Origin of the sequence: Pseudarthrobacter sulfonivorans, from assembly GCF_031454915.1 — a bacterium.
In the GTDB taxonomy this organism is placed as follows: Bacteria; Actinomycetota; Actinomycetes; order Actinomycetales; family Micrococcaceae; genus Arthrobacter; species Arthrobacter sulfonivorans_C.
This window is the reverse complement of record NZ_JAVDRS010000009.1, coordinates 71,472-92,040: the sequence shown is the minus strand read 5'-3', so window position 1 is coordinate 92,040 and position 20,569 is coordinate 71,472. Positions and strand designations below refer to the sequence as shown.

24 protein-coding genes are annotated in these 20,569 nt (G+C 62.3%); 6 read left to right on the top strand and 18 right to left on the bottom strand.

Translation table 11 applies throughout. From position 1 onward, the window contains the following. The first annotated feature begins 55 nt into the window (after nucleotides 1-55). Nucleotides 56-2,266 (top strand): M1 family metallopeptidase, encoded by a 2,211-nt coding sequence (locus J2808_RS18345; protein WP_309819509.1) that lies wholly within the window; start codon nucleotides 56-58, stop codon nucleotides 2,264-2,266. A gap of 130 nt (nucleotides 2,267-2,396) precedes the next feature. Next, entirely contained in the window at nucleotides 2,397-3,404 is a 1,008-nt protein-coding gene (locus tag J2808_RS18340; protein WP_309819507.1) for a hypothetical protein, read from the top strand. Between the two features lie 81 nt (nucleotides 3,405-3,485). Here the strand turns inward: J2808_RS18340 and J2808_RS18335 are convergent, their stop codons facing one another. The 6 genes from J2808_RS18335 to J2808_RS18310 form a co-directional block, all read right to left on the bottom strand. Beyond that, on the bottom strand, nucleotides 3,486-3,833 hold the full coding sequence (locus J2808_RS18335) for a DUF1036 domain-containing protein (RefSeq protein ID WP_309819505.1): 348 nt from the start codon (nucleotides 3,831-3,833) through the stop codon (nucleotides 3,486-3,488). Further along, a complete protein-coding gene (locus tag J2808_RS18330; RefSeq protein ID WP_309819502.1) occupies nucleotides 3,833-4,078 on the bottom strand; it encodes a hypothetical protein in 246 nt (81 codons plus the stop codon). The genes J2808_RS18335 and J2808_RS18330 overlap by 1 nt, the downstream gene beginning before the upstream one ends. A gap of 181 nt (nucleotides 4,079-4,259) precedes the next feature. Next, on the bottom strand, nucleotides 4,260-4,769 hold the full coding sequence (locus J2808_RS18325; RefSeq protein ID WP_309819500.1) for a hypothetical protein: 510 nt from the start codon (nucleotides 4,767-4,769) through the stop codon (nucleotides 4,260-4,262). A 176-nt stretch (nucleotides 4,770-4,945) separates the two neighbouring features. After that, nucleotides 4,946-5,317 (bottom strand): hypothetical protein, encoded by a 372-nt coding sequence (locus tag J2808_RS18320; RefSeq protein WP_309819499.1) that lies wholly within the window; start codon nucleotides 5,315-5,317, stop codon nucleotides 4,946-4,948. Next, the gene (locus J2808_RS18315; protein ID WP_309819497.1) at nucleotides 5,318-5,539 is read right to left on the bottom strand and encodes a hypothetical protein; all 222 of its coding nucleotides are present in this window, start codon (nucleotides 5,537-5,539) and stop codon (nucleotides 5,318-5,320) included. Nucleotides 5,540-5,974: 435 nt separating this feature from the next. Beyond that, nucleotides 5,975-6,412, bottom strand: coding sequence for a VOC family protein (locus J2808_RS18310; protein WP_309819495.1), 438 nt, complete (start codon nucleotides 6,410-6,412; stop codon nucleotides 5,975-5,977). A gap of 261 nt (nucleotides 6,413-6,673) precedes the next feature. On the opposite strand from J2808_RS18310, the gene J2808_RS18305 reads away from it, so the two are divergent. After that, on the top strand, nucleotides 6,674-6,793 hold the full coding sequence (locus J2808_RS18305; RefSeq protein WP_309819748.1) for an NAD(P)-dependent oxidoreductase: 120 nt from the start codon (nucleotides 6,674-6,676) through the stop codon (nucleotides 6,791-6,793). A 73-nt stretch (nucleotides 6,794-6,866) separates the two neighbouring features. On the opposite strand, the gene J2808_RS18300 is transcribed toward J2808_RS18305, so the two are convergent. The 7 genes from J2808_RS18300 to J2808_RS18270 form a co-directional block, all read right to left on the bottom strand. After that, nucleotides 6,867-7,037, bottom strand: a complete 171-nt coding sequence (locus J2808_RS18300) for a hypothetical protein (protein ID WP_309819492.1) — start codon at nucleotides 7,035-7,037, stop codon at nucleotides 6,867-6,869. A 256-nt stretch (nucleotides 7,038-7,293) separates the two neighbouring features. Continuing rightward, nucleotides 7,294-7,497 (bottom strand): hypothetical protein, encoded by a 204-nt coding sequence (locus J2808_RS18295; RefSeq protein ID WP_309819491.1) that lies wholly within the window; start codon nucleotides 7,495-7,497, stop codon nucleotides 7,294-7,296. Nucleotides 7,498-7,671: 174 nt separating this feature from the next. Then, nucleotides 7,672-8,493 (bottom strand): alpha/beta fold hydrolase, encoded by an 822-nt coding sequence (locus tag J2808_RS18290; protein ID WP_309819489.1) that lies wholly within the window; start codon nucleotides 8,491-8,493, stop codon nucleotides 7,672-7,674. A gap of 40 nt (nucleotides 8,494-8,533) precedes the next feature. Next, complete coding sequence (locus J2808_RS18285; protein WP_309819487.1) at nucleotides 8,534-9,139, bottom strand: diacylglycerol/lipid kinase family protein; 606 nt, start codon at nucleotides 9,137-9,139, stop codon at nucleotides 8,534-8,536. A 206-nt stretch (nucleotides 9,140-9,345) separates the two neighbouring features. Then, complete coding sequence (locus tag J2808_RS18280; protein ID WP_309819486.1) at nucleotides 9,346-9,507, bottom strand: hypothetical protein; 162 nt, start codon at nucleotides 9,505-9,507, stop codon at nucleotides 9,346-9,348. Between the two features lie 479 nt (nucleotides 9,508-9,986). After that, a complete protein-coding gene (locus J2808_RS18275; RefSeq protein WP_309819484.1) occupies nucleotides 9,987-10,241 on the bottom strand; it encodes a hypothetical protein in 255 nt (84 codons plus the stop codon). 220 nt (nucleotides 10,242-10,461) lie between these two features. Next, entirely contained in the window at nucleotides 10,462-10,737 is a 276-nt protein-coding gene (locus J2808_RS18270) for a hypothetical protein (RefSeq protein ID WP_309819482.1), read from the bottom strand. 177 nt (nucleotides 10,738-10,914) lie between these two features. On the opposite strand from J2808_RS18270, the gene J2808_RS18265 reads away from it, so the two are divergent. Beyond that, on the top strand, nucleotides 10,915-11,622 hold the full coding sequence (locus tag J2808_RS18265) for a TetR/AcrR family transcriptional regulator C-terminal domain-containing protein (RefSeq protein WP_309819480.1): 708 nt from the start codon (nucleotides 10,915-10,917) through the stop codon (nucleotides 11,620-11,622). 531 nt (nucleotides 11,623-12,153) lie between these two features. On the opposite strand, the gene J2808_RS18260 is transcribed toward J2808_RS18265, so the two are convergent. Continuing rightward, nucleotides 12,154-12,393 (bottom strand): cupin domain-containing protein, encoded by a 240-nt coding sequence (locus J2808_RS18260; RefSeq protein WP_309819478.1) that lies wholly within the window; start codon nucleotides 12,391-12,393, stop codon nucleotides 12,154-12,156. A gap of 333 nt (nucleotides 12,394-12,726) precedes the next feature. Between J2808_RS18260 and J2808_RS18255 the strand changes: the two genes are divergently transcribed. Together J2808_RS18255 and J2808_RS18250 are read left to right on the top strand one after the other, a co-directional pair. Then, nucleotides 12,727-12,921, top strand: coding sequence for a hypothetical protein (locus J2808_RS18255; protein ID WP_309819476.1), 195 nt, complete (start codon nucleotides 12,727-12,729; stop codon nucleotides 12,919-12,921). Between the two features lie 261 nt (nucleotides 12,922-13,182). After that, on the top strand, nucleotides 13,183-15,342 hold the full coding sequence (locus J2808_RS18250; protein WP_309819474.1) for an amylo-alpha-1,6-glucosidase: 2,160 nt from the start codon (nucleotides 13,183-13,185) through the stop codon (nucleotides 15,340-15,342). Between the two features lie 44 nt (nucleotides 15,343-15,386). On the opposite strand, the gene J2808_RS18245 is transcribed toward J2808_RS18250, so the two are convergent. Genes J2808_RS18245 through J2808_RS18230 form a run of 4 tightly spaced genes read right to left on the bottom strand, consistent with a single transcriptional unit; the run spans nucleotide 15,387 to nucleotide 20,557 of the window. Beyond that, entirely contained in the window at nucleotides 15,387-16,898 is a 1,512-nt protein-coding gene (locus tag J2808_RS18245) for a CoA-acylating methylmalonate-semialdehyde dehydrogenase (protein ID WP_309819472.1), read from the bottom strand. 25 nt (nucleotides 16,899-16,923) lie between these two features. Further along, complete coding sequence (locus tag J2808_RS18240) at nucleotides 16,924-17,904, bottom strand: D-2-hydroxyacid dehydrogenase (protein ID WP_309819471.1); 981 nt, start codon at nucleotides 17,902-17,904, stop codon at nucleotides 16,924-16,926. After that, entirely contained in the window at nucleotides 17,901-19,010 is a 1,110-nt protein-coding gene (locus tag J2808_RS18235) for a tartrate dehydrogenase (protein WP_309819469.1), read from the bottom strand. The genes J2808_RS18240 and J2808_RS18235 overlap by 4 nt, the downstream gene beginning before the upstream one ends. Then, nucleotides 19,007-20,557 carry an aldehyde dehydrogenase family protein gene (locus tag J2808_RS18230; RefSeq protein WP_309819467.1) on the bottom strand — a complete coding sequence of 517 codons (1,551 nt, stop codon included), beginning with the start codon at nucleotides 20,555-20,557 and terminating at the stop codon, nucleotides 19,007-19,009. The genes J2808_RS18235 and J2808_RS18230 overlap by 4 nt, the downstream gene beginning before the upstream one ends. Nucleotides 20,558-20,569 lie beyond the last annotated feature (12 nt).

Here is a 20,569-nt window from a genome sequence, read left to right as displayed (position 1 = left end):
AGGTTTGTGGACGGCAGCGCCCTCCACCGGCTACTCAGGAAAGCAGGAATTGCCGATGTCGCCCCAACCTCCGGCCGCCGGACACGGCCCTCATGCCGATGGCGGACGCCGGAGCACGGCCGCGCTGGCGGCACTGCTGCTGTGCGTAGCCGCGCTGCCGCTCCTCCCCGCCGCGGCCACGGAAACATCCCCGGAATCGGCCCAGGGAGAGTCTTTCCCGGGCGGAGCCGATTACCGGCCCGGGGCGCCCGGGCTGGGTGATCCCTACTTTTCGCTGGACGGCAATGGCGGTTACGACGTCGACCATTACGTGTTGGATCTCAGCTACGATCCGCTGACCGACGTCCTGGGCGGGACCGCGACCATCACCGCCAAGGCCACGCAGGACCTCTCGGCATTCAACCTGGACTTGGACGGCATGACGGTCCGCGGGGTGACGGTCAAGGGCCGTTCGGCCGAATTCACGCACGACGCCGGTGAACTGACTATTACTCCGCAGCGGGGTATCAGGGACGGCAGCCGCTTCATAACGCAGATACGCTACGACGGCGTTCCGGAAACCATCACCGAACTGTTCGGGCAGTCCGGGTTCTTCCACACCGACGACGGCTCCCTGGTCATTGGGCAGCCGCATGTGGCAGCGACCTGGTTCCCGGTTAACGACCATCCTCTGGACAAGGCTTCCTACACCTTCCGGATGACGGTTCCCGAAGGGCTCGAAGTTGTGGCCAACGGGCGCCTGCTCGACAACCGGACCCGGGACGGCCTGACCACCTGGACGTGGGAGGCGCGCGAACCGATGGCGTCCTATCTTGCCACGGCCAGTGTCGGGCAGTGGGACCTCAACCAGTACCGGGCCGGCCGGATCAACTACCTGGATGCGCTGGACCCCGACCTCTTTGACCCTGTGGCGGAACCGCGGACCGGCACCAGTTTCGCCTGGTCCCAGGCGGTTGTCAGTTCCTACAAGCGGCTTACCCGAACCATCACCGTCCCTGACGGCGGGGCGCAGCTGTCCTTCTGGTTGACCCGCGATACCGAGCCCAACTGGGATTTCGCCTTCGTGGAGGCCCGCACCGCCGGCGCCGAAGACTGGACTACCTTGCCCGATGCCAACGGCCACACCTCAGGGCAGACGGGCTCTTCTTGTCCCGGGTGGCACGACCTGCATCCGTTCCTGACCCACTACCAGACGCACGACGGAGCGGGCGGCTGCAAGGCGACGGGCAGTTCCGGCGTGTGGTGGGCGGCCAGCGGCGCCAGCGACGGCTGGGAACGGTGGTCGGCCGACCTGGCGGACTTTGCAGGCAGGAACGTCGAAGTCTCCATCAGCTACGTCAGTGACGACTTCGCTCAGTATCCCGGCGTGTTTGTCGACGATGTGGTGGTCTCCACGGGCGAGGGCAGCACCTCCTTCGAGGACGACGGCGATACCTTGGACGGATGGGCGGTCTCCGGTCCGCCGGCGGGCAGCCCGGTCAATGAGAACGACTGGACCGTAACGGCAGAGTCTCCCCCGGGAGTCGGGGAAATTGCGCGGGCTTCCTTCGCCAGGCAGCCGGAAATTATTGGATTCCTCGAAGGCTACTTCGGCCGGTATCCGTTCCGGGACGCCGGCGGGACCGTGGACGACCTCCGGGGGCTGGGCTTCGCCCTGGAGAACCAGACGCGGCCCATCTACTCCAAGGATTTCTTCCACGACCGGCTGCAGGGCGATGCAGTGGTGGTGCACGAGTTGGCGCACCAGTGGGTCGGGGACAGTATTTCCGTGGAGGCCTGGCAGCATATCTGGCTCAACGAGGGATTTGCCACCTACACCGAATGGCTGTGGAGTGAACGCGAGGGCCTGGGAACCATCCAGGAGATCTTCGATTCCATTGCCTCGACCCCGGCCGATGACCCGTTCTGGAGCGTCAGGATCGGCGATCCTGGGCTCGAGGCGATATTCGACTCCGCGGTCTACGCCCGGGGGGCCATGACCCTGCACGCGCTGCGGCACGCCGTCGGCGACGAGGAATTCTTCCGCATCCTGCGCGAGTGGGCGCAACTGAACGCCGGCGGCAACGTCTCCACAGATGATTTCATAACCCTCGCCCAAAAGGTCTCGGGCGAGGAACTGAACCCGCTTATCGACGAATGGCTGTTCACCGCCGAGAAACCGGCCAGTCTGGGGGCCGCAACGCGCAGCACGGCACCGGGCATCAACGAAGTTCCGCCGGCCGTCGGGAGCCTCGAGCACAGGACCCGAGGCGGCAAAACCCGTTGATTCAGTAGCCTGCTCCAGCGCGCGTCGACAAGGGCCTGTTCGGCTGGCGCCGTCGACGGTCGCCTCATTCCGACAGGACTTGGTCAGGAGACCTTCCAAAATCAGGGTGGCAGGGCCATGATCAGTGACCATGGACGACAAAGTTTTCCTGGCAACTGCCAAGACCGAGGAAGCCCTCACTGAAGAACAATTGGCGGCAGTACTCGAGCATGGGTGGCAGGCAGTGCCCCATTCAGCAGAAACATCCCCTGCGAGTCTCCTCTTGCGGCAAGTGCATAGCGAAGACGAGGCTGCCAGCCAGTTTGCCCTTTTGATCCAAGACAAACGGCTGTCGGATCTTAGCAGCATCGTATCGAAGCCCTATCTCGAAAACCCTCTGCAAGCCCCAGTGTTTTTCGAGCCCGGAGGCCCGCCGCCCAAGCCCGAGGACCCGCCAAAATCCGATAGTGCGGCGGGAAAGCCTGATAAACCTGCGGACGAGCCTGAGAAAAAGACTGCCCCACAGTCGGACGTCTTCCCGGCAATCCCGGAATATCTTTGGACGTCGCTCACGCCCGACAGTCAGGAAGAGCTCGCAAAGAAGCTTGTAGAGTACGTCGTCAACCGACCGCACACGGCCGCATACGGCAGCAGCTTTGACGATGCCGCCCTCTTCGCCCACCTTGATGACGAGGAACGATCTGGCCTGGCAAAGAAGATTCTGGAGCAGAAACATGGCATGACTGTTGAGCAGGTCAAGCGCGAGGGGCTGGTGAACGAATTCCAAGCTGAGCGGGTCAACCTCATGAAGGGGGCGGTGGTTACCGCAACTGAAATAAATGCACATCTGGCGAAGTGGCGGGAGCTTTCCAACAAAGTCCTACCGTTGCTGATGCCGTCCTCAGTCGTCGCTGGCGTGTTCGTGCTGGGCTTGTTTGGCTTGGTTATCGTCGGCCGCATCAGCGGGTGGGAGATGGCGGTCCTGGTCTTCGTTTTCTCCCTGATGGCTGTTTCGCCTGCGACCCTCCTGCTCATCGGCAGACCGCTGAAAGGTTTAGACGAGTGGAGCCCCAGCAGGCAGGAGAAGAAAGCTGAAGAACCGGCGAAGGAAGAACCTGCCGCGGACAAGGGAAAGCCCGAGACGAAGACCAACAAGTAGGAATCCCATCATGCCCGCATGTCTTTGACTGGCGGGAGCGGACGGCTCGAGGCTGGTCGTCCCGAACGAGCGCAGACAGTCTCAGGTGAGGCGGACGGTGTGATCCATGATTCCCCACGCCACTTCGAATTTGGCAAGGCCAAGCGTGCGGCTATCGCTGCTCCCGGTTTGCCAGCACCAATCGAACGCTCTTGAGGGCAGCTGCGTGAAGAATTGTCCGGACCAGGCTCGGGTGCGGAGTTCGTTCTCGGCGAAGACGAAGTACTTGCCAGGCCCTGCCCAACCACTGAGGACCTTCGCTGTGCCACCGGGTGCGATGCGGTACCAGCCCTTCTTGGCCCAGTCCGTGCCACCCTCGCAACCGGGGGCGTGGTAGGCGTAGGCGACGAAGATAGCTTCCGCGGTGCCGTTCTGGAAATAGAGGCCCATCACCGACCGCCCTGCTCCGTAGGGCGTCGTGGCGGGTCTGGTGGCATCCGGAGTTCGCGGCCTGCACCAGGTGCCGCGTCCGCGTCCTCCTCGTACGGCTGCTCACCTGCGCGCATGTCCATTCCGCTTGCAGTGCCGGATACCGGAAACCTGTCGGTGGTCCGCGCTTCAGGCAAATTCTCGTTTACTTCGCCGAGGTTCGCCTGCACCTGCTGCGGCGTCCATTCGCTCCGTAGTTCACTCATCGCGTCGCCTTCCTGTTTAAATCAACAACTCAACCCTTCAGGGGACGCGTTACTGAGGCGTTACCGGACCAAGTGTCGCCCGGGGCTGCCCCGCCTTTCCTGCGGGGCCCCTGCCGTGCCTGTAACGGCGAGTGTGGCCGCCGGTAACCAGCAGCCACACCCCGGACCTCTTTGTCTTGGATTACTTCAGCATCCACACGTCGGTGGTGTAGTCCTGCCGGCCATCCGCCGGGGTGAAATCGGTATGGACCCATACCCGCAGGTAGGTGCGGCCGTAGTACTGGTAGGGCTTGACCCACACACTCTTGGTCGCCCAGCTGTGCTTGTAGGTGGCACTCTCCCATCCGCCGTTTTCAGCAAAGGTCCGCCGCGATCCCCAGTCGCAGTCGGTCGGGTGGCATTTTCCGAACACCCGGATGGACCCCGCGGGATAGACGCAGTGCCCACTCGTATCGCACAGCGCCTGGTCCGCGCAGCCCCAGTCCAGCACCACCTTCGTGACTGAGTTGGTGTTGGGGTCGGTGTTCTTCCAGGTTCCAGTCGCCTGGCTGGAGCCGCTACACAGGGCGTGGGCCGGTGCCGCCGTCAGCGTGCTGCCGATGAAAACGAAGGCGAAGGCAGCAAGCATCATGGCAATCAGAACGGCGGTGGCGGAGCGGCCCGTCCGTTGCCGCAGGGTGTTCATAAACATGGGAGGTTCTCCTGGTGTGAGTGAGTGTGGTGTTGATTGCCGGTTTCGTGCGCGCACCCGGTCCTGTTAAACCGGGTGCCGTAAACCGTCACTCCCATGGTCCGTGCGCGGCGGCATTGGACGCTTCCGTGCCAGCACGGTTTCTTAGCCCCACCAAGGGAAAGCCGGGATCAGCTTCAGGGAAGGAGCGCGCCATTGTTATCGGCGCCTGCATCGTGGGCGGCATCTCTGCTGGGCGCCCCGGCCTCGCGGACCTTCTTGCCGCGGGCATAACCAACGAGTCCCAGGGCCAGGACGCACCCTAGCGTGCCGAGCGCGAAGGCCTCGAAGGTGAACTGCGAAACGCCCCAGGTTGCCTCGAAGTCGTACTCCAGGCCGAAGAGGACCTCGAGTGTTCCGGGGAAGATCGCCACCCACGAGCCCACCACCCCGGAGAGCGTGTTGACGCGGATCGGCATGCGCAGCTTGGGGTGGAAGCGGCCGAAGAAGCCTCCGAAGAATGAGCCGTCGGCGGCCGCCATGGCCTGCATGCGGCCGCTGATGATCATTCATGCGGCGCCCTGCGCGACCAGGACGAAGCAGAAGATCACCGCTGCTGCGGTCGAATCTGGATCGAGTCCCATGCGCACGGTGCCGGCCGAGCGCTCGCCTGCGGGTGAGCGGGGCGTGGCTGGCTGGCCCAGGACTCCGCTGAAGGTGTCAACGATCGGCGAGTAGCCTGCCGGTTCGAGCCAGTCCCGGCTGCGGGCGTTGAGGTAGGCGCGGCTCACGAGGGTCTCGGCGTGGGTGGCCCGGTGTATTCGTGCCGCCGGATCGCCGCGCCGATCGCTGAGGACAGGGTCCAGGTCGACGGGGACCCGGGGTGCGGCACTTCCTGCCCATAGACATCGCGCCCATAATGTGGCCGACGGGGTTACGCATCCAGTCTTTGTGGGCTTGTCCTGTTGTGGGGCACCCGAAGCGGTGGGCCCATTGAGCCAGTTGCAGGGGGTAGGGAGCGAAGGCGTAGAAGATGACTCCGCCGCCGATGGTCGCCCTGTCGTGGACAAATTCGAACGTCGCACCGCGTCGAGTCCGGTTGTCAGTTTCAGAAGTCGTCTGCACGCATACCAGACGACGCCTACTCCGCTGAAAGTCGCGCCTTCACCGGACAGTCTCTCGACCCTGGGGCCTAGCAATACAGGCCGATTGGGCCGATTCGGGTGTTAGTCCTTCTTCAGTTCCTCAGCGAGCATCACGAGGATTCCGCTGGGGCCCCGGAGGTACGTGAGTTTATAGACGTCCTTGTAGGTCGCCACACCGCGCAGCGGATGGCATCCGTGCTTTGCAGCTACCTCGAGGGCCTTATCGATGTCGTCCACCGAGAAGGCCACGCGGTGCATGCCAATGTCGTTGGGACGAGTCGGATGCGACTCGATCGCCTCGGGATGGATGTATTCGAAGAGCTCCAGCCGACCATGACCATCTGGGGTCTGGAGCATCGCGATGTTGGCGTGGTTTCCATCAAGACCAACGGCAGTATCGGTCCACTCGCCGCTGACCGTGTCACGGCCAATGACCGTAAGACCGAGATCGGTAAAAAAGGCGATTGCTGCTTCAATATCGCGAACGGCGATACCCACATTTTCGAATTTGATGACCATGCCTTGAAGCTATCAATGCGGAGCGATTAGCTCCAGTGGCTGGGCATCACTGTCCGTCCGTTGGCCAATCGGCTTACGGCGCCGCCGAGGGACCACTAGCCTAGCTTGGAGCTCCAACGCGCATCACTGACATTTGGCACCGTCATCACGTAGTCACCCAAGAGGAGAGAAACTGGTGGGTTCTAGGCGTGTGGATTCGATCGATGAGACTAGCCACTTTGCCCCTGTGCTTGAGGCATCCCGGATCTGTAAACATCGTGGATCACCCTGCACGCACCGCTCCTGCCCAGCACACGCCACATGATCGGCGCCCGCGAACTCGGCCTGATGAAGGACACCGCCGTCGTGATAAATACTTCCCGAGGCGGCCTGAACGAATGACATCAACACAAATCTTCGTCTGATAGTCCTGAACAATCGGGCTCCGTTGAGAGTCGGCGCTGCTCCGAGATGTCTACGGGACGATGACTGCCGACGCGGCTCTTCGGACTTCGACGGCGAGGCCGCCGATCTCGTCGTCTGAAACGTCTTCGCTTGCTGCAACCTGGAAGCCCTGTTTCCTACTCTCTTCACGATCAGCACGGAAGGGTTCGGGGCTGATTTCCCCGCCCTCAGCGTCCCGCATTGGCCCGACCTTGCATCCGCGAGCCGATGCCGGCATCCGGCGCACAGACCCAGGCCCCTGGGAACTGCTTGATTACTACGCTCGCGCCACCTTTGCCGCGGTCGATAGCGCTGGCCATGCGCTGCTGCACGAGCAACCCGGCCCTGGTGCACGCACTAGTTGTCGAATGGCCTGCGCGCGTGCGCGGGCAGTCACCAATCTGACCAACCGTCCCATCGGGAAGGCCAGCGCGGCCAGCCCCCGTGTGTCCGTGCTGTCAACTGGCTGGCGCCACCACGTCCTCCAGCGCTGACCTGTCGAAGAAACGTATCTCGCCCGTTGCCTCGAAGAACACCGGAACCACCGATGTGCTAGGGTCCTTGGACGTTTCGTAGATCTCAGCCGCACTCCCGTGCTTCCTGGCAATTGTTCCAACCAGCTCGGTACCGCGCACCCGGACAGTTCGATATTTGTAGCTCATGGTGACCCCTTCGTCGGCTAGGGCAAACCCTACCCCTGAGAGTTCGCCTTTTGGGAGGTTGGCTGTTGTGTGCCGGCACCAATGGTGGCCGTAGCTTCGGATTACCTTCAAACGGTCGTTTCTGCCTAGCCTCCGTAGCTGTCTATCGGGACGACCGACCCGGCACTAACATTTCTAGGTGCGGGTTAGGGCGAGGATGCCGGCGGCGGTGCGGGTAGCCGCACCGTGCTGGACAATGTGTGGTTTACCGGGTATTTCCAGGAAGCGCCCGTTCGGGGCGGTGTCGGCCAGTTTGTGGCACCAGGGCCGGGACGCTACCGGATCTCGTGAGCCGCGGATGACCAGAACGGGTTGGGTCACTGCCCCTAGGCGCACTTCGAGGTCGTAAGACATCATGACGGGCAGTTCAGTGAGGTACCAGCGCAGCCCAGAGCGGGCGTAGTCGGTGACAACTATCGCGTTGCCCATCGGGCTTTCCATCAGCGAATCAAGCCCTAAAGCCATGGATTGCTGGCGGATTGTGCGGCGCGCCGAGTCCACCACCGGGCCCAGGAGTGCGGCGTGGGAAACGAGGTCCGGATGCTGAACGGCGAGCTCGGTCGCGAACTGGGTTCCCATTGAGTGCCCGATCACCACGACGCGGGTGGCCCCCATTTTTTTGAGTGTTGCCGCGACGATAGCGGCGTAATCAGGGACGCTGAGCTGTCGATCCGGTCTGGGCGTTGCGCCGAAACCGGGCAGGTCGATGGAGTAGGTGTCCCCGTGCTGGGCGAGGAGGATCTGGAGCCTGCGGAAGTAGCGGTGGGACATTCCGATGCCGTGAAGCAACACAAAGACCGGACCTGAAGCGTCCGCAGGACCTGCCAGAAAGTGCACGTGCGAGGTCAGGGACCCCGTCGTGACGATCCTCGGCGTCAACGGCTGGCGCATCCAGGACAGCACCCCTCCAACTGATTCCGGTTCTGCTTCATCTATTTTGTCGCTTGCGGCTGTCACCGGCTTTCCTTTCATTTTGGTCAACCATTGCGTCCTGCGCCTACCCCAGCGTGGCGAGGGCGGCTGCTGCGCATTCGATGGTGACCGGAGTCTTGTGATCGACGGATTTCACTTCGCCGTCGATCTGATACGGGATGGGTTTGAGGGTGGTGAACCGGTAGCTGCTGACGCTCGGCTGATCGCCAAGCCCCTGGGTGGTTGTCCTCAGGGCCGTCAGCAGTACCCGCCACTTTGGCCGGTGCGGGAAGGTGATGACTTCAAATTGGCCGTCGGCGAGCTTGTCGTCGGCTTCGCTGAGGGTGGCGTACTTCGCCATCTCGGCGATATTGGCAAAGACGAGGCTGTCGAACTTCCGGTGTCTGCCGTCGCTCTGCCGAATTTGGAATGGTTTGAATTTGGAGAACGTGCGCATCACGGAGAGCATTTCCTTCAAGGCGCCTTTGCTGCCCTTTTCAAGGTCGATGGCCATGACGGGTGTCAGGCCGAACCCTATGTAGGAGTGAGCGTACTCAGCAGCGGCGTCCTCGCCGTGGCCTGTCCGGATGCGCAGGAGGTCGATGTGCCGTACGGCGCCGCCTGCGATGGCTTCCTCAAGAGGCTGGGTGCCAGTGGTCCGTCGGTGGTCGTTGGCGTTCCCGGCGGCCATCACCGCGCATACCGCATTCGGATTATGCAGTGGTCATTGTGCGCTCCGTGATCTTCATGCGCTGTGGCTGTTGGTGATTTGTGCCCGTCCGGTAGGTGTCCAGGACTGGATCAGAGGATAGTGCTGCTGTCCGCCCTCCCTCTTCCCGCCCTGAGCGGGATACCGGGCGCCGGTAGCTGACGGGACGACCTGGCTCAGCCCAGTGCTTAGCTGTTGCCGGTATGGACGATGCTTTCGGGGTCCTGTTGATGGGCCGGGGCGTCGGCGAGGCCTTCAGGCGTGAGGTCAAGGTCCTCTACAGAGGTGAGGTATTTCTGCCCCGCGGCGGAAGTGGCGTCGGGGGCAGTCGTGTGGCTGAGGGTCGTCATGTTCGGGGAGTACCTTTTTCCTGCCGTGTGAGGCATTGGGCTGGGTGGGTCAGCAGGGCACTTCCACCTGGAACCCGCACCGGCAGCGTAGGACCTGGGTGGCGAGATAGGCCGCCCGAGAGTGTTCGGCGTCGGACCGGGTGGTAAATGTCCGCAGGGTGGTTTGGGCCCGGGGTTCGGGTAAAGACATCGGTTCTCCGCAGTGAAAGTAGCGTCCACTCTGATGAACCAAATCCTCCTGCTTAGCTAAGTGCATGGGAAGGCTGCGACGTGGTCTGCGGTGGTGTCCATGACCCGGGAGACACAGCACTGTGAACAGTGGACGGCGACTGCGAGAGTCCCTGTCTGCCAGCCCACTACTGCTGGGGATTCCAACATCAGATACTGATCGGTGTCGCAGGTTGCGCACCAGGGCCGTTTCCCGCGGGGCTGGTATACGTCACGGGGGACGTAGCTGCTCGATGTCATGGTCAATCTGGTCAGACCACAGCCTGGTAGCTGGTCAGGATGTAGTCGGCGGCCGCCGGGCCCTTCATCTGCAGGCCGTTGTGCCCGGAACCGACGAGCTCTTTCATCGCTGCCCAGAAGATGCGCTCTGGCTGTGGCGTGGTCTGGGATATGTAGCACCAACTGGTGTACAGGCCGTAAAAGACATCCTTATCAAGAGTCGAATCGGACTCCCGGTCGCGGTAGGTGGCTTCTTCGAGGAACTGGTCGAAATGTGAATGTGCCATGGTGGCTCTTTTCAACAAGGTGCGTGTGGTCCGCCATTCGGCTACAGCGGCATCAAGCTCAGTGCCTTGCACGGGACGCTGAGCGGAACTGCCGGATCATCGTTGAGGTTCTCCGGCAGGTTGTAATACGGGGTGGGGCAGGATGACCCTGGCGCGGCACCCCCAAGGGGCCGCGCCAGGGTCAGTCAGTTTCCGCGGTGAGGGACGGGGAGGGCGCTCGTTAGGCGTTGTTGTTGTGGACGCGGTTGCCGGCCTTCGCCAGACCGCGGGCCACCATCAGACCGACCGTGAGGAAGGTGATGTACTGCATCGCGTCGTTGGCATTGAAGACGTCGACGCCGTTCTCGCTGGCGTCATCCCCGACAACTGCAGCGGTGATGATCGTGGCGATGACAGCGGCGACATAGACGGCGAACTCGAGGGTCCAGGTCGATACCTTGATGTCATTGGCGTTGCGGACGGTGCTGGTGTGCTCGTTCTGGGTGTGTGCAGTCAATGGTTCTCCTGATAAAGGGTGTGAGCGGCCGTGGCAGCCATGCAAACTCTGATCCCTCTACTGAAACCATGTCGACAACGTCTCTACAATGTAGACAGTACGCGTAGACTACATGATAAGCAAGCTTACGTATCTTTCAATAGGTAGGCTCGAGGCAACGAAGAGGATGGAAACTTAATGGGCTCCCCCCAAAAATCCGACCACCCGACAGAGGCCCCGAAGCCTCGCCTGAGCAGGGATCTCGTACTCTCCACCGCGCTGGCGCTGGTCGACGCGGAAGGCCTGGACGCCCTGACCATGCGCCGCCTCGGACAGGAACTTCAACGGGATCCCATGAGCCTGTACCGCTACGCAGCCAACCGGGCCGCCCTGCTTGACGGAGTCTCGGAAATGGTCCTGAACGAACTGGCCATCTTCCCCGATGACCCCGACTGGCAGGCCCAGCTGCGCAAAATAGCCCACGACCTCAGGCTCCTGGCCCTGCGCCACCCCAACGTCGTACCGCTGCTGGTCACCCGACCCCTCTCTACCCCGCTGGGCATGCGCCCGCTGGGCACACTGCGCCCCCTGGAACAGATCCTGGCACTGCTGATCGAAGCCGGCTTCACCCCGTCGGCGGCGCTGCACGTCTACCGCGCCTACTACGGATTCCTCTACGGCCACATCCTGAACGAACTCCAGGAGTACATCGTGGACCCGGAAGAAAACGAAGCCATCCTGCGTCTGGGCCTGCACCGCCTGCCGGCCAAAGACTTCCCCCATCTCCGCGCGCTGGGACCCGTTCTCGCCGACTACGATGGCGACGGCGAACTCGACCAGGGACTCAGCATCCTTCTCTCCGGCCTCGCAACCCAACTCACCCCACAGCACCAGCCAGGCTCCTAAAACAGCACTGCCAGGTTCGACCTTCAATTGGCGAAAGTCACAGGTGGGCGCGCGCCCAAGCGCATGTTCAACGCGCGCCCAAGCGCATGTTCAACCCGAACCGGACCCAGGCTCCAGCACCGAAACGCCGCAACTGAACGGCATCTTCGCTGCGGCAAACAAGGGCCACAGCGAAGATGCCACTTCCAGCTCTGACTGTCGGCCGGCCCAGGAGCGTGCCACCGCAGATCGTCAGGATCGCGTGCCGCTAAGCCAAAGAGCTGGCTTGCAAAGGCGTTGCCGGTCCGGGGTACTGCATGTCCGCCGTCGCCTTCATTATCCAGAGCACCGGTCCGCCGCCAGAGGCAGGCATCACGTCTCCTTTCGTGATGAACCTTGCGTCGCCCGGGTCTTCACGGGCCAGCCACCACCCGGATTTCGGGCATTGGTACCCAGTGCGAGAGCTTTCGGCGAGGTCCGGAGTGGGCGGCGCAGCCAGGTGTCTTTTCTTCATGACATTCCTCCAGCAGGAGCGTCAGGGGTAGTCCCGTGTCAGCCGGCAGCGGCAGGAAGGTCCGCCACCACCCACATCTTGCGAAGCGTGTCATGGATGAGCCAGGTACCCTCCCACCCGGCGGGCGTCACGAACAAGGAGCCCGGACCGACTTCAAAGCTACTTCCGTCTGCCTCCGTGATGGTCGCGGTTCCACTCAGAATCTGGCAGATCTCGTCATACCCAGGCCTGGTGCTCTTGAAAGTCCCCGGGGTTACCTCCCAGATACCCGTCTTCAATCCCTCCCTGGCCCAAAGGCGCAGGGATACCTCAGTTTATCCGGGCGTGGTGGTGGAGGTCTCCTTCAGGATGTGCTCACCCGGGTTCTCGGTAGTTGCATTACTCATGACAGTCGCCTTGACCATGGCTTCTCCTTCTCGGGCCTAAGCCCTGCTGTGAAAAATGCCGGTCTCTGTTGACACGGCACAAAGGCAGTCTAGCAATTGTCAACAATCGACGATAGGGTGGAAGCAGAGTTTTTACCTCTTCGCCCCCACAAGGCCATCTCATGGCCCGTGCGATAAGAAAGGCAAAAAATGCGACAGAGTGGTCGTACAGCCAAGCAAGTATCCATGTGGACCTCACTCCAGCGCGGTGACGCCGTCACCCTTAACCGTCACGGCGTGCGGTGCCACCAAGGCACCATCGATGAACGAACAGATGATGGCCAAATGATCTGGGTGATTGACGGTCTCGGTGATCGCCGCCTGTTCCACATCGAAGATGACTACGAGTTACTCATCACCGACGTTGCCTACGCCTCCTGAGGGATACCGGGGACCAACGGCACACCGCGGATTTCCCGCATCCCTAACGTGGGAGCCTCGATCATCAGCTAATGGCTTTTGTTGATCCTCCCGAAAAACTCGTTGAGCGCTTGGCCCGGCGCCCTGCGTCGATGGCATCTTTTGCTCTGGCGCCTTTCACGAGAGCGGCGTAGCTTCGAAAATAAGGATGGAATCCGAGACCCACGACAATACGGAACCCTGTCAACGGCGTTTCGGACCAATGGGTCGAGGGAGACTGAATTGGCTGGGTGGAACGCGGACACGGCGGCCGGACCTCTTGGGGCCGGAACAGTGACGCTGGTCGAGGGATCCAATTTCTGCATTTCGCTTGCGAATGGAGACATTCACCCTGAGCATCCGCACGGGGCATTCTTCCAGGACACTCGAATCCTCTCACGCTGGAATCTGACCATTAATGGGCAGGCCCTTGAGCCGCTGACAGCGCAAACCAAGGAACCCTACCGGGCACTCTTTGTGGGGCGCGTTCCTCGCACGGACGGGTATGCCGACAGCCCGGTGATCGTGGAGCGGCTTCGGGAAGTCGGTGCCGGCATCCAGGAACAGATCACTATTCGTAACTATTCGCCGGAGCCGGTCCGATGTGACGTTGCCGTGAGCCTTGAAGCGGACTTCGCCGACCTCTTTGAAGTGAAGGAGGCCAGGATCCGGCGGCGCTGGGATCAGACGCTCCATGCTGCGGGAGATTCGCTCACCATCCGGGCGGTCTGGCATGACGTCCGAAAGGGCATCCTGGTCCAGGCGCCTGGAGCCGCCGTCACGGAACGCACCCTCAAATATCGCGCATCGATCGCGCCGCACAGCCAGTGGAGTACGGTACTCACCGCCGTTCCGAGCAACGAGGCAGAGAGTTCTCCCCCGCCGTCGTTTGTCCACACGGACGGTGACGACTTGTCGCCCCGGGACCGGCGTCGACAGGAATGGGTAGCAAAGATTCCCGTCGTCCAGATCGGCAACAAGTCCGTTGAACGGACTCTTCGCAGAAGCTACGACGATTTGGGCGCCCTGCGCATCGAGGACCCCGTACATCCTGATCGCGTTGTCGTTGCGGCCGGAGCCCCTTGGTTCATGACATTGTTCGGCCGTGACTCACTGTGGGCATCGGAGATGGCCATGCCGGTCGATCCATCACTGGCCTTGGGCACGCTGCAGACCCTGGCTGACCGCCAAGGCCGGGCAGTGGATCCCCTGAGTGAGGAGGAGCCCGGAAAGATTCTGCACGAGGTCCGTCTCGATGTATCCAGCGACCTCGCACTTGGTGGGAAATCCATCTATTACGGCAGCGTTGACGCCACTCCATTGTTTGTCATTGTCCTGGGGTCCGTGAGCCGCTGGGGCTTCGCCAAGGACACCATCGCCAGGCTGCTCCCCCATGCCGACCGTGCCTTGGAGTGGATCAGGGACTACGGCGACAAAGATGGTGACGGTTTCGTGGAATACGAGCGCCTCAACCCACGGGGCCTGATCAATCAGGGCTGGAAGGACTCCTGGGACGGCATCAACTTCGCCGACGGCCGTCTGGCTGAACCTCCCATTGCCTTGTGCGAGGTTCAAGCCTATGTTTATGACGCTTACATGGCCCGCGCGTGGATGGCGTACGACGCCGGTGACCAGGCTTTAGGCACAGAACTGGCCGATCGGGCGGCACGGTTGAAAGAACAGTTCAACGAGCAATTCTGGATGCCTGATCGCGGCTATTACGCCGTCGCCCTCGACGGTAAGAAGCGTCAGGTTGACTCATGTGCCTCCAATATGGGGCATTGTTTGTGGGTCGGCTTAGTTGATGAGGACAAAGCCCCCCTGGTAGCAGAGCGGCTGATGTCGCCGGAAATGTTCAGCGGCTGGGGAGTCAGGACGCTGGCCAGTGACATGGGAGCCTACAACCCGGCCAGCTACCACAACGGCTCGGTTTGGCCGCATGACAATGCGGTCATCGCAGCAGGACTCATGCGATACGGGTTTGTCGACGAGGCTCAACGGATCGCTACCGCTCTCCTGGAAGCGGCAGAGTTCTCCGATGGACGGCTGCCGGAACTGTTCTGCGGTTTTGACCGTGGGCAGCTTCCGGCACCCGTGCCCTATCCGACTGCCTGCTCCCCTCAGGCCTGGGCAGCCACCACACCGATCCAGTTGGTGACCAGCATGATGAGGTACGACACCCATGTTTCGCGCGGCGGATTCTGGATGGATCCGGTGCTGCCCGAGTCCTACGGCGATCTTCACATCAGCAACGCGCCAATGGCAGGTGGCCGAATAACAATCGACATCGTCAATTCCACGCCTACAGTCAAGGGTCTGCCAGACGGAATGGTCTTCCATCAGGGGCATCGCCCATGGCTTACCGAGCTTGTGGAGCAGGCGGGATTTCGTCGGAAACCGTAGTCCAATCGGAGAGCGTCGCGGTTGTTCTGCCTTGACCTTGGCCATTAGCTCGAAGGGAAGTTGTACGAGGCCCCCGAGGCGTGGCTTGCCTCGGGCCAGCGGGACGTGACCACCTTGCCGCGGGTGTAGAAGGAGACGCCTTCCGGTCCGTAGATGTGCTTGTCGCCGAACAGGGAAGCCTTCCAGCCGCCGAAGGAGTGGTAGGCCACCGGCACCGGCAGCGGCACGTTGATGCCGATCATCCCGACATCAACGGAGCGCTGGAACTTCCGGGCAGCGGCACCGGAGGACGTGAAGATGGCGGTGCCGTTGCCGTACGGGTTGGAGTTGATCAGGTTGATGCCATCCTCCAGGGTGTCAACGCGGACCACGACGAGGACCGGACCGAAGATCTCCTCGGTATACGCGCTCATTTCCGTCTTCACGTGGTCGATGACGGTGGGGCCAACCCAGAAGCCTTCCTCATGGCCGGGGACCACCAGGTCGCGGCCGTCCACCACCATCGCGGCACCCGCGGCTTCCGCCTCGCCAATGGTCTTGACGATGAAGTTCCTGGAGTCCGCGCCGATGACCGGGCCCATGTCGGCGTCGGGCTCGGTGCCGTTCTTGACCTTGACTGCCACGGCGCGCTCCTCGACCTTCTTCACCAGCAGATCGGCGGCGTCCCCGACGGAGGCAGCGACGGAAATGGCCATGCACCGCTGGCCGGCGGAGCCGAACGCGGCCGCGGCCAGGTGGTCGGCAGCGTTGTCCAGGTCGGCGTCGGGCAGCACGATGGCGTGGTTCTTCGCCCCGCCCAAAGCCTGGACCCGCTTGCCGTGCGCGGTCGCCACTTCATTGATGTGCTTGGCCACCGGGGTGGACCCCACAAAGGAGATGCCGTCAATGTCCGGGTGGGTCAGCAGGCCGGAGACCACTTCACGGTCGCCGTGCAGGACCTGGAACACGCCGTCGGGCAATCCGGCCTGCGTGAAGAGATCGGCCAGCAGCATGGCCGCGGAAGGGACCCGGTGGGAGGGCTTGAGGATGAAGGCGTTGCCGGTGGCGATCGCCATCGGCGCCATCCACAGCGGCACCATCACGGGGAAGTTGAACGGGGTAATACCGGCGACGACGCCGATCGGCTCGCGGAAGGAGAACACATCGATCCCGGTGGAGACCTGGTCCGAGTAGTCTCCCTTGAGCAGTTGTGGGACGCCGCAGGCGAACTCGATGACCTCCAGGCCGCGGCCGATCTCGCCCTTCGCATCCGAGAGGACCTTGCCGTGTTCGGCGGTGATCAGTTCGGCGAGGTCATCGACGTGGGCGGCGACGAGTTCGCGGAACTTGAACAGCACCGCGGTGCGCTTGGCCAGGGAAATGTCACCCCAGGTCTCGGCGGCCTTGCGGGCCGCGGCGACGGCGGTATTCAGGTCTGCTTCGTTGGCGAGGCGCAATTCACCGGTCATCTGGCCCGTTGCCGGATTGCGAACGGGCAGGATGCTGTTGCCCTCTCCCGTGGTTTCAACGCCGTTGATGAAGTGACTGATCGTTGTTGTCTTCGTTGACAGGGGCATGTCGGGGTCCTCTAAAGATGGAAAATCAGGAAACTGAGACGAATCCGAGGGACTTGTCCACGACGTTTTGAAGTGGCTGGCCCCCGATGAACAGACGGAGGTTATCCACGAACAGCTTCCCCAGATCGTCAAGATAATCTTCGGTGTCGCCGCTCATGTGAGGCGTGATGATCACGTTCGCCATGTTCCAGAGCGCGTGCCCTTCAGGCAGTGGCTCCGGGTACACAACATCAAGGGCAGCGCCGGCGATGGAGCCGGAGGCCAACGCTTCGGTCAAGGCATCTGTCTCAACGAGTTCGCCCCGCCCCACATTGATCAGGCGCGCTGACGGCTTCATCGCCGAAAGGACGCCCGCGTTCACCAGGCCCTTCGTAGCCGCCGTCAATGGAGCCGCGAGCACGACATAGTCGAAGTCCTGCACCACGTTGGCCAGATCGGCCGAGGAACAGACCACATCAAAGTCGCCGTCGCGCGATCGACCTGTGCGCCCGGCCCCGCTCACCTCCATACCCACGGCCCGGAACAAACGCGCGGTCTCCCGTCCGATGGAACCTGTGCCCACCACGAGTGCCCGTTGGCCCTGGATCTTCCGGGTCACCCGGTGTTGCCAGCGCCGCTGCTGCTGCAGCAGGAACGACCCGTGAGCGTCCTTGGCCATGTCCAGGACAAAGCCAAGTGCAAACTCGGCAATGGCACGGCTGAGCACCCCGCGCGAGTTCGTGTAAACGATGTTGCTGCGGATCAGCTCATTGAAAAGCAACTGGCTCACACCCGCCGCCGAGACATGAACCCACTGCAGCGACGAGGCTGCATCCCAGTTCTCCTTTAAGGCAGGGGAAAACGAGTGCCACTGGTACAGAACGTCCGCGCCGTCCATGGCCTCAGCCAGTCCGTCGGCTTTGGCCAGGCGTACTTCGGCCAGGTGTTCGATCTCTTCCAGCCGGGGCGGCAAAGCCTCCCGGTAGAGGACTGCGACGACGGGCCGCTCGCGTTCCGGGGCAGTCATGACGACGCCGGTGCTGCCGCCGGCCTGCTTGCCGTGGTTGCGGCAATCTCGTCGATGACGTCGATCGCGGCCAGGACTGCGGCAGTGAATTCGGACGTCGACGACGGCCCTCCGACATCGCGGGTCCCGAGCCCTTCCCGAAGGGCAGACTCGAAGGCCATTTGGAGGTGCTCGGCAGCCTCCGGGTGGCCCAGGTGCTGGAGCATCATCGCTCCGGACCACATCTGCCCCACCGGGTTTGCCAGTCCTTTGCCCGCGATGTCCGGTGCGGATCCGTGGACCGGCTCGAAGAGGGACGGGAAATCACCTTCGGGATTCAAATTGGCACTCGGCGCCACTCCGATCGAGCCGGTGACGGAGCTTCCCAGGTCCGAAAGGATGTCACCCAGCAGGTTGGAGGCAACGATGACATCGAAGGTCCAGGGCTTCAGGACCAAGTGCGCAGCCAACGCGTCAACGAGCTCGCTGGTCAGCGTCACATCAGGATAGAGCCGGGTCGTTTCCTCAACCACTTCGTCCCAGAAGGGCATCGTGTGGATAATGCCGTTGCTCTTGGTGGCCGACGTCAGGTGGCCCTTCCGGGAGGATGCGAGGGACGCGGCGTAGTGTGCGGCCCGAGATACTCCCAGACGGGTGAAGATGGTTTCCTGCACCGCGGTTTCGTGCGGCAGGCCGCGGTAGGCGCGACCGCCGACCTCGGAGTATTCCCCTTCGTTGTTTTCACGCACGATGAGGATATCGATCGGTTCCTTGTTCGCAAGAGGCGACTTCACGCCGTCGAGCGTTTTTACAGGACGGAGGTTGATGTACTGCTGGAATTCCCGGCGGATCGGGATGAGGAGACCCCAAAGCGATTCTGCGTCCGGCACAGCCGGGGAGCCCACGGCGCCCAGGAAGATGGCATCGTGCTGCGCCAACTGTTCCAGGCCGTCAACGGGCATCATCCGTCCGTGGCGGCCGTAGTAGTCGGATCCCCAGCCGAAATAGGTGAACTCCAGGTTCAGGGAATGGATCAGCGCAATCCGCTCAAGGCATTCGATCGCTGCCGGGACTACTTCCTGTCCGATGCCGTCACCGGCGATGACCGCGATTTTGTGGTTCCTCATGATCCACTTCCTTCCATAGTGCCCGTCAGCTGATGCCACCGGGTAGCTGACGCCGCCAGTTTGATGATGGTGCTCTTGGGTTCGGTCATCTCACGCACTGCGTGCTTGACACCTTCCCTGCCCACGCCGGATTTCTTAAAACCACCGAAGGGCATTGAATCAATACGGACGTCGCTGGTTTCGTTAATGACAACGGCGCCTACGTGCAGCCGGTCGGCGATGGCCATGGCAAGGTCGATGGATTGTGTGAAGACACCTGCCTGGAGACCGAACTCAGTGTTGTTCGCTGCAAAAATGGCGTCCTGGGCTTCAATGAAGGGCAGGATGCTGACGACTGGCCCGAACACTTCCTGCCGGATCACCCGGCATTCCGAGGGCACATCGGTCAGGATCGTGGGTTCGTAGTAGGCGTTACGGCGTTTGCCTCCGGCGTGTACGGTGGCGCCGGCAGCCTTCGCTTCCGCCACCCATTCCTCAACGCGCCGGGCCTCGTCCTCCGAAATGAGGGGCCCGACGTCGGTGTTCCGGTCGAGCTTGGACCCGGTCCTGAGTGCCTTGGTGCTGGCGATGACGCGTTCGAGGACTTGCTCGAAGAGCGAGGTGTGGACGTACACGCGCTGCACGGACAGGCAGTTCTGCCCGGCCACACCGAACGCTCCGGCCACAATCGCATCGGCTGCCTGGACAGCGTCAGCGTCCGGGCAGACAATCGTGGCATTGTTGCCGCCGAGTTCGGAGATGATCTTCTTGGCGCCTGCTGCGGCGGCGATGCGGTCCGCGGTCTGGGGACCGCCGGTGAAGGAGATCAGATCCACCTGTGGATCCGTCACCAGCGCTTCGGAAACGCCCGGACCGGACACGATCGCCGCGATACGTCCCGACGGAACACCCGCTTCGAGCAGGAGCTGGACCAGTGCCAGCCCGGACAGCGGGGTGCGGCCGGAAGGCTTAAGCACGACGCCGTTGCCTCCGATGATGGCCGGACCCAGCTTGTGTGCCACAAGGTTCAGTGGATCATTGAACGGCGTGATGGCCGCGACGATCCCTACCGGCTTTCGGCTGTACCATCCGATCGTGTTCCCTCCGGCCATGCTGTCATCAAAGCCCAGCGTCTCCCCCGTCAGCTCGCTCGAAGCGGCGGCAGAAAGCCTGAGGGTTTCCATGCAACGCCGCACTTCACGCTCGGCCTCGACGATCGTCTTGCTGCTTTCCGCGGCAATGATCTTCGAGAACCGCTCAGACTGTTCGCCCATAAGCTGTACAGCATTCTCCAGCGCCACGCGGCGTGAACGCAGAGGCCAGTTGTCAGTCTGGAGGTGGCGATGAATGTGCGCGATCGCGCGCCGCACATCTTGCGGTGTTGAGGTGCAGACCCGGCCAAGCAGAATGCCATCTTCAGGATCCCGTATTTCCAGGGTCATGTCAGTGGTTTGCCACTGACCTTCAAAAAAGGCACCGCCAGGAAGGTTGGCCACGGTTGCCCGGCCATAACCCGTTTCCTCAGCTGTTTTCGGGCGCGCCTGAGCCGCGGTCGTTGATGAAAGCATGTGAACCCTTAT

What these genes read in the sequence shown, in the direction of transcription:
- J2808_RS18300 (WP_309819492.1), bottom strand. Translation starts at nt 7,037, where the DNA reads ATGCGGGACGCTGAGGGCGGGGAAATCAGCCCCGAACCCTTCCGTGCT.
- J2808_RS18265 (WP_309819480.1), top strand. Translation starts at nt 10,915, where the DNA reads ATGGGCTCCCCCCAAAAATCCGACCACCCGACAGAGGCCCCGAAGCCT.
- J2808_RS18285 (WP_309819487.1), bottom strand. Translation starts at nt 9,139, where the DNA reads ATGGCCGCCGGGAACGCCAACGACCACCGACGGACCACTGGCACCCAG.
- J2808_RS18240 (WP_309819471.1), bottom strand. Translation starts at nt 17,904, where the DNA reads ATGACTGCCCCGGAACGCGAGCGGCCCGTCGTCGCAGTCCTCTACCGG.
- J2808_RS18330 (WP_309819502.1), bottom strand. Translation starts at nt 4,078, where the DNA reads ATGAGTGAACTACGGAGCGAATGGACGCCGCAGCAGGTGCAGGCGAAC.
- J2808_RS18280 (WP_309819486.1), bottom strand. Translation starts at nt 9,507, where the DNA reads ATGACGACCCTCAGCCACACGACTGCCCCCGACGCCACTTCCGCCGCG.
- J2808_RS18325 (WP_309819500.1), bottom strand. Translation starts at nt 4,769, where the DNA reads ATGTTTATGAACACCCTGCGGCAACGGACGGGCCGCTCCGCCACCGCC.
- J2808_RS18310 (WP_309819495.1), bottom strand. Translation starts at nt 6,412, where the DNA reads ATGGTCATCAAATTCGAAAATGTGGGTATCGCCGTTCGCGATATTGAA.
- J2808_RS18255 (WP_309819476.1), top strand. Translation starts at nt 12,727, where the DNA reads ATGTGGACCTCACTCCAGCGCGGTGACGCCGTCACCCTTAACCGTCAC.
- J2808_RS18230 (WP_309819467.1), bottom strand. Translation starts at nt 20,557, where the DNA reads ATGCTTTCATCAACGACCGCGGCTCAGGCGCGCCCGAAAACAGCTGAG.
- J2808_RS18245 (WP_309819472.1), bottom strand. Translation starts at nt 16,898, where the DNA reads ATGCCCCTGTCAACGAAGACAACAACGATCAGTCACTTCATCAACGGC.
- J2808_RS18340 (WP_309819507.1), top strand. Translation starts at nt 2,397, where the DNA reads ATGGACGACAAAGTTTTCCTGGCAACTGCCAAGACCGAGGAAGCCCTC.
- J2808_RS18275 (WP_309819484.1), bottom strand. Translation starts at nt 10,241, where the DNA reads ATGGCACATTCACATTTCGACCAGTTCCTCGAAGAAGCCACCTACCGC.
- J2808_RS18295 (WP_309819491.1), bottom strand. Translation starts at nt 7,497, where the DNA reads ATGAGCTACAAATATCGAACTGTCCGGGTGCGCGGTACCGAGCTGGTT.
- J2808_RS18320 (WP_309819499.1), bottom strand. Translation starts at nt 5,317, where the DNA reads ATGATCATCAGCGGCCGCATGCAGGCCATGGCGGCCGCCGACGGCTCA.
- J2808_RS18345 (WP_309819509.1), top strand. Translation starts at nt 56, where the DNA reads ATGTCGCCCCAACCTCCGGCCGCCGGACACGGCCCTCATGCCGATGGC.
- J2808_RS18335 (WP_309819505.1), bottom strand. Translation starts at nt 3,833, where the DNA reads ATGGGCCTCTATTTCCAGAACGGCACCGCGGAAGCTATCTTCGTCGCC.
- J2808_RS18235 (WP_309819469.1), bottom strand. Translation starts at nt 19,010, where the DNA reads ATGAGGAACCACAAAATCGCGGTCATCGCCGGTGACGGCATCGGACAG.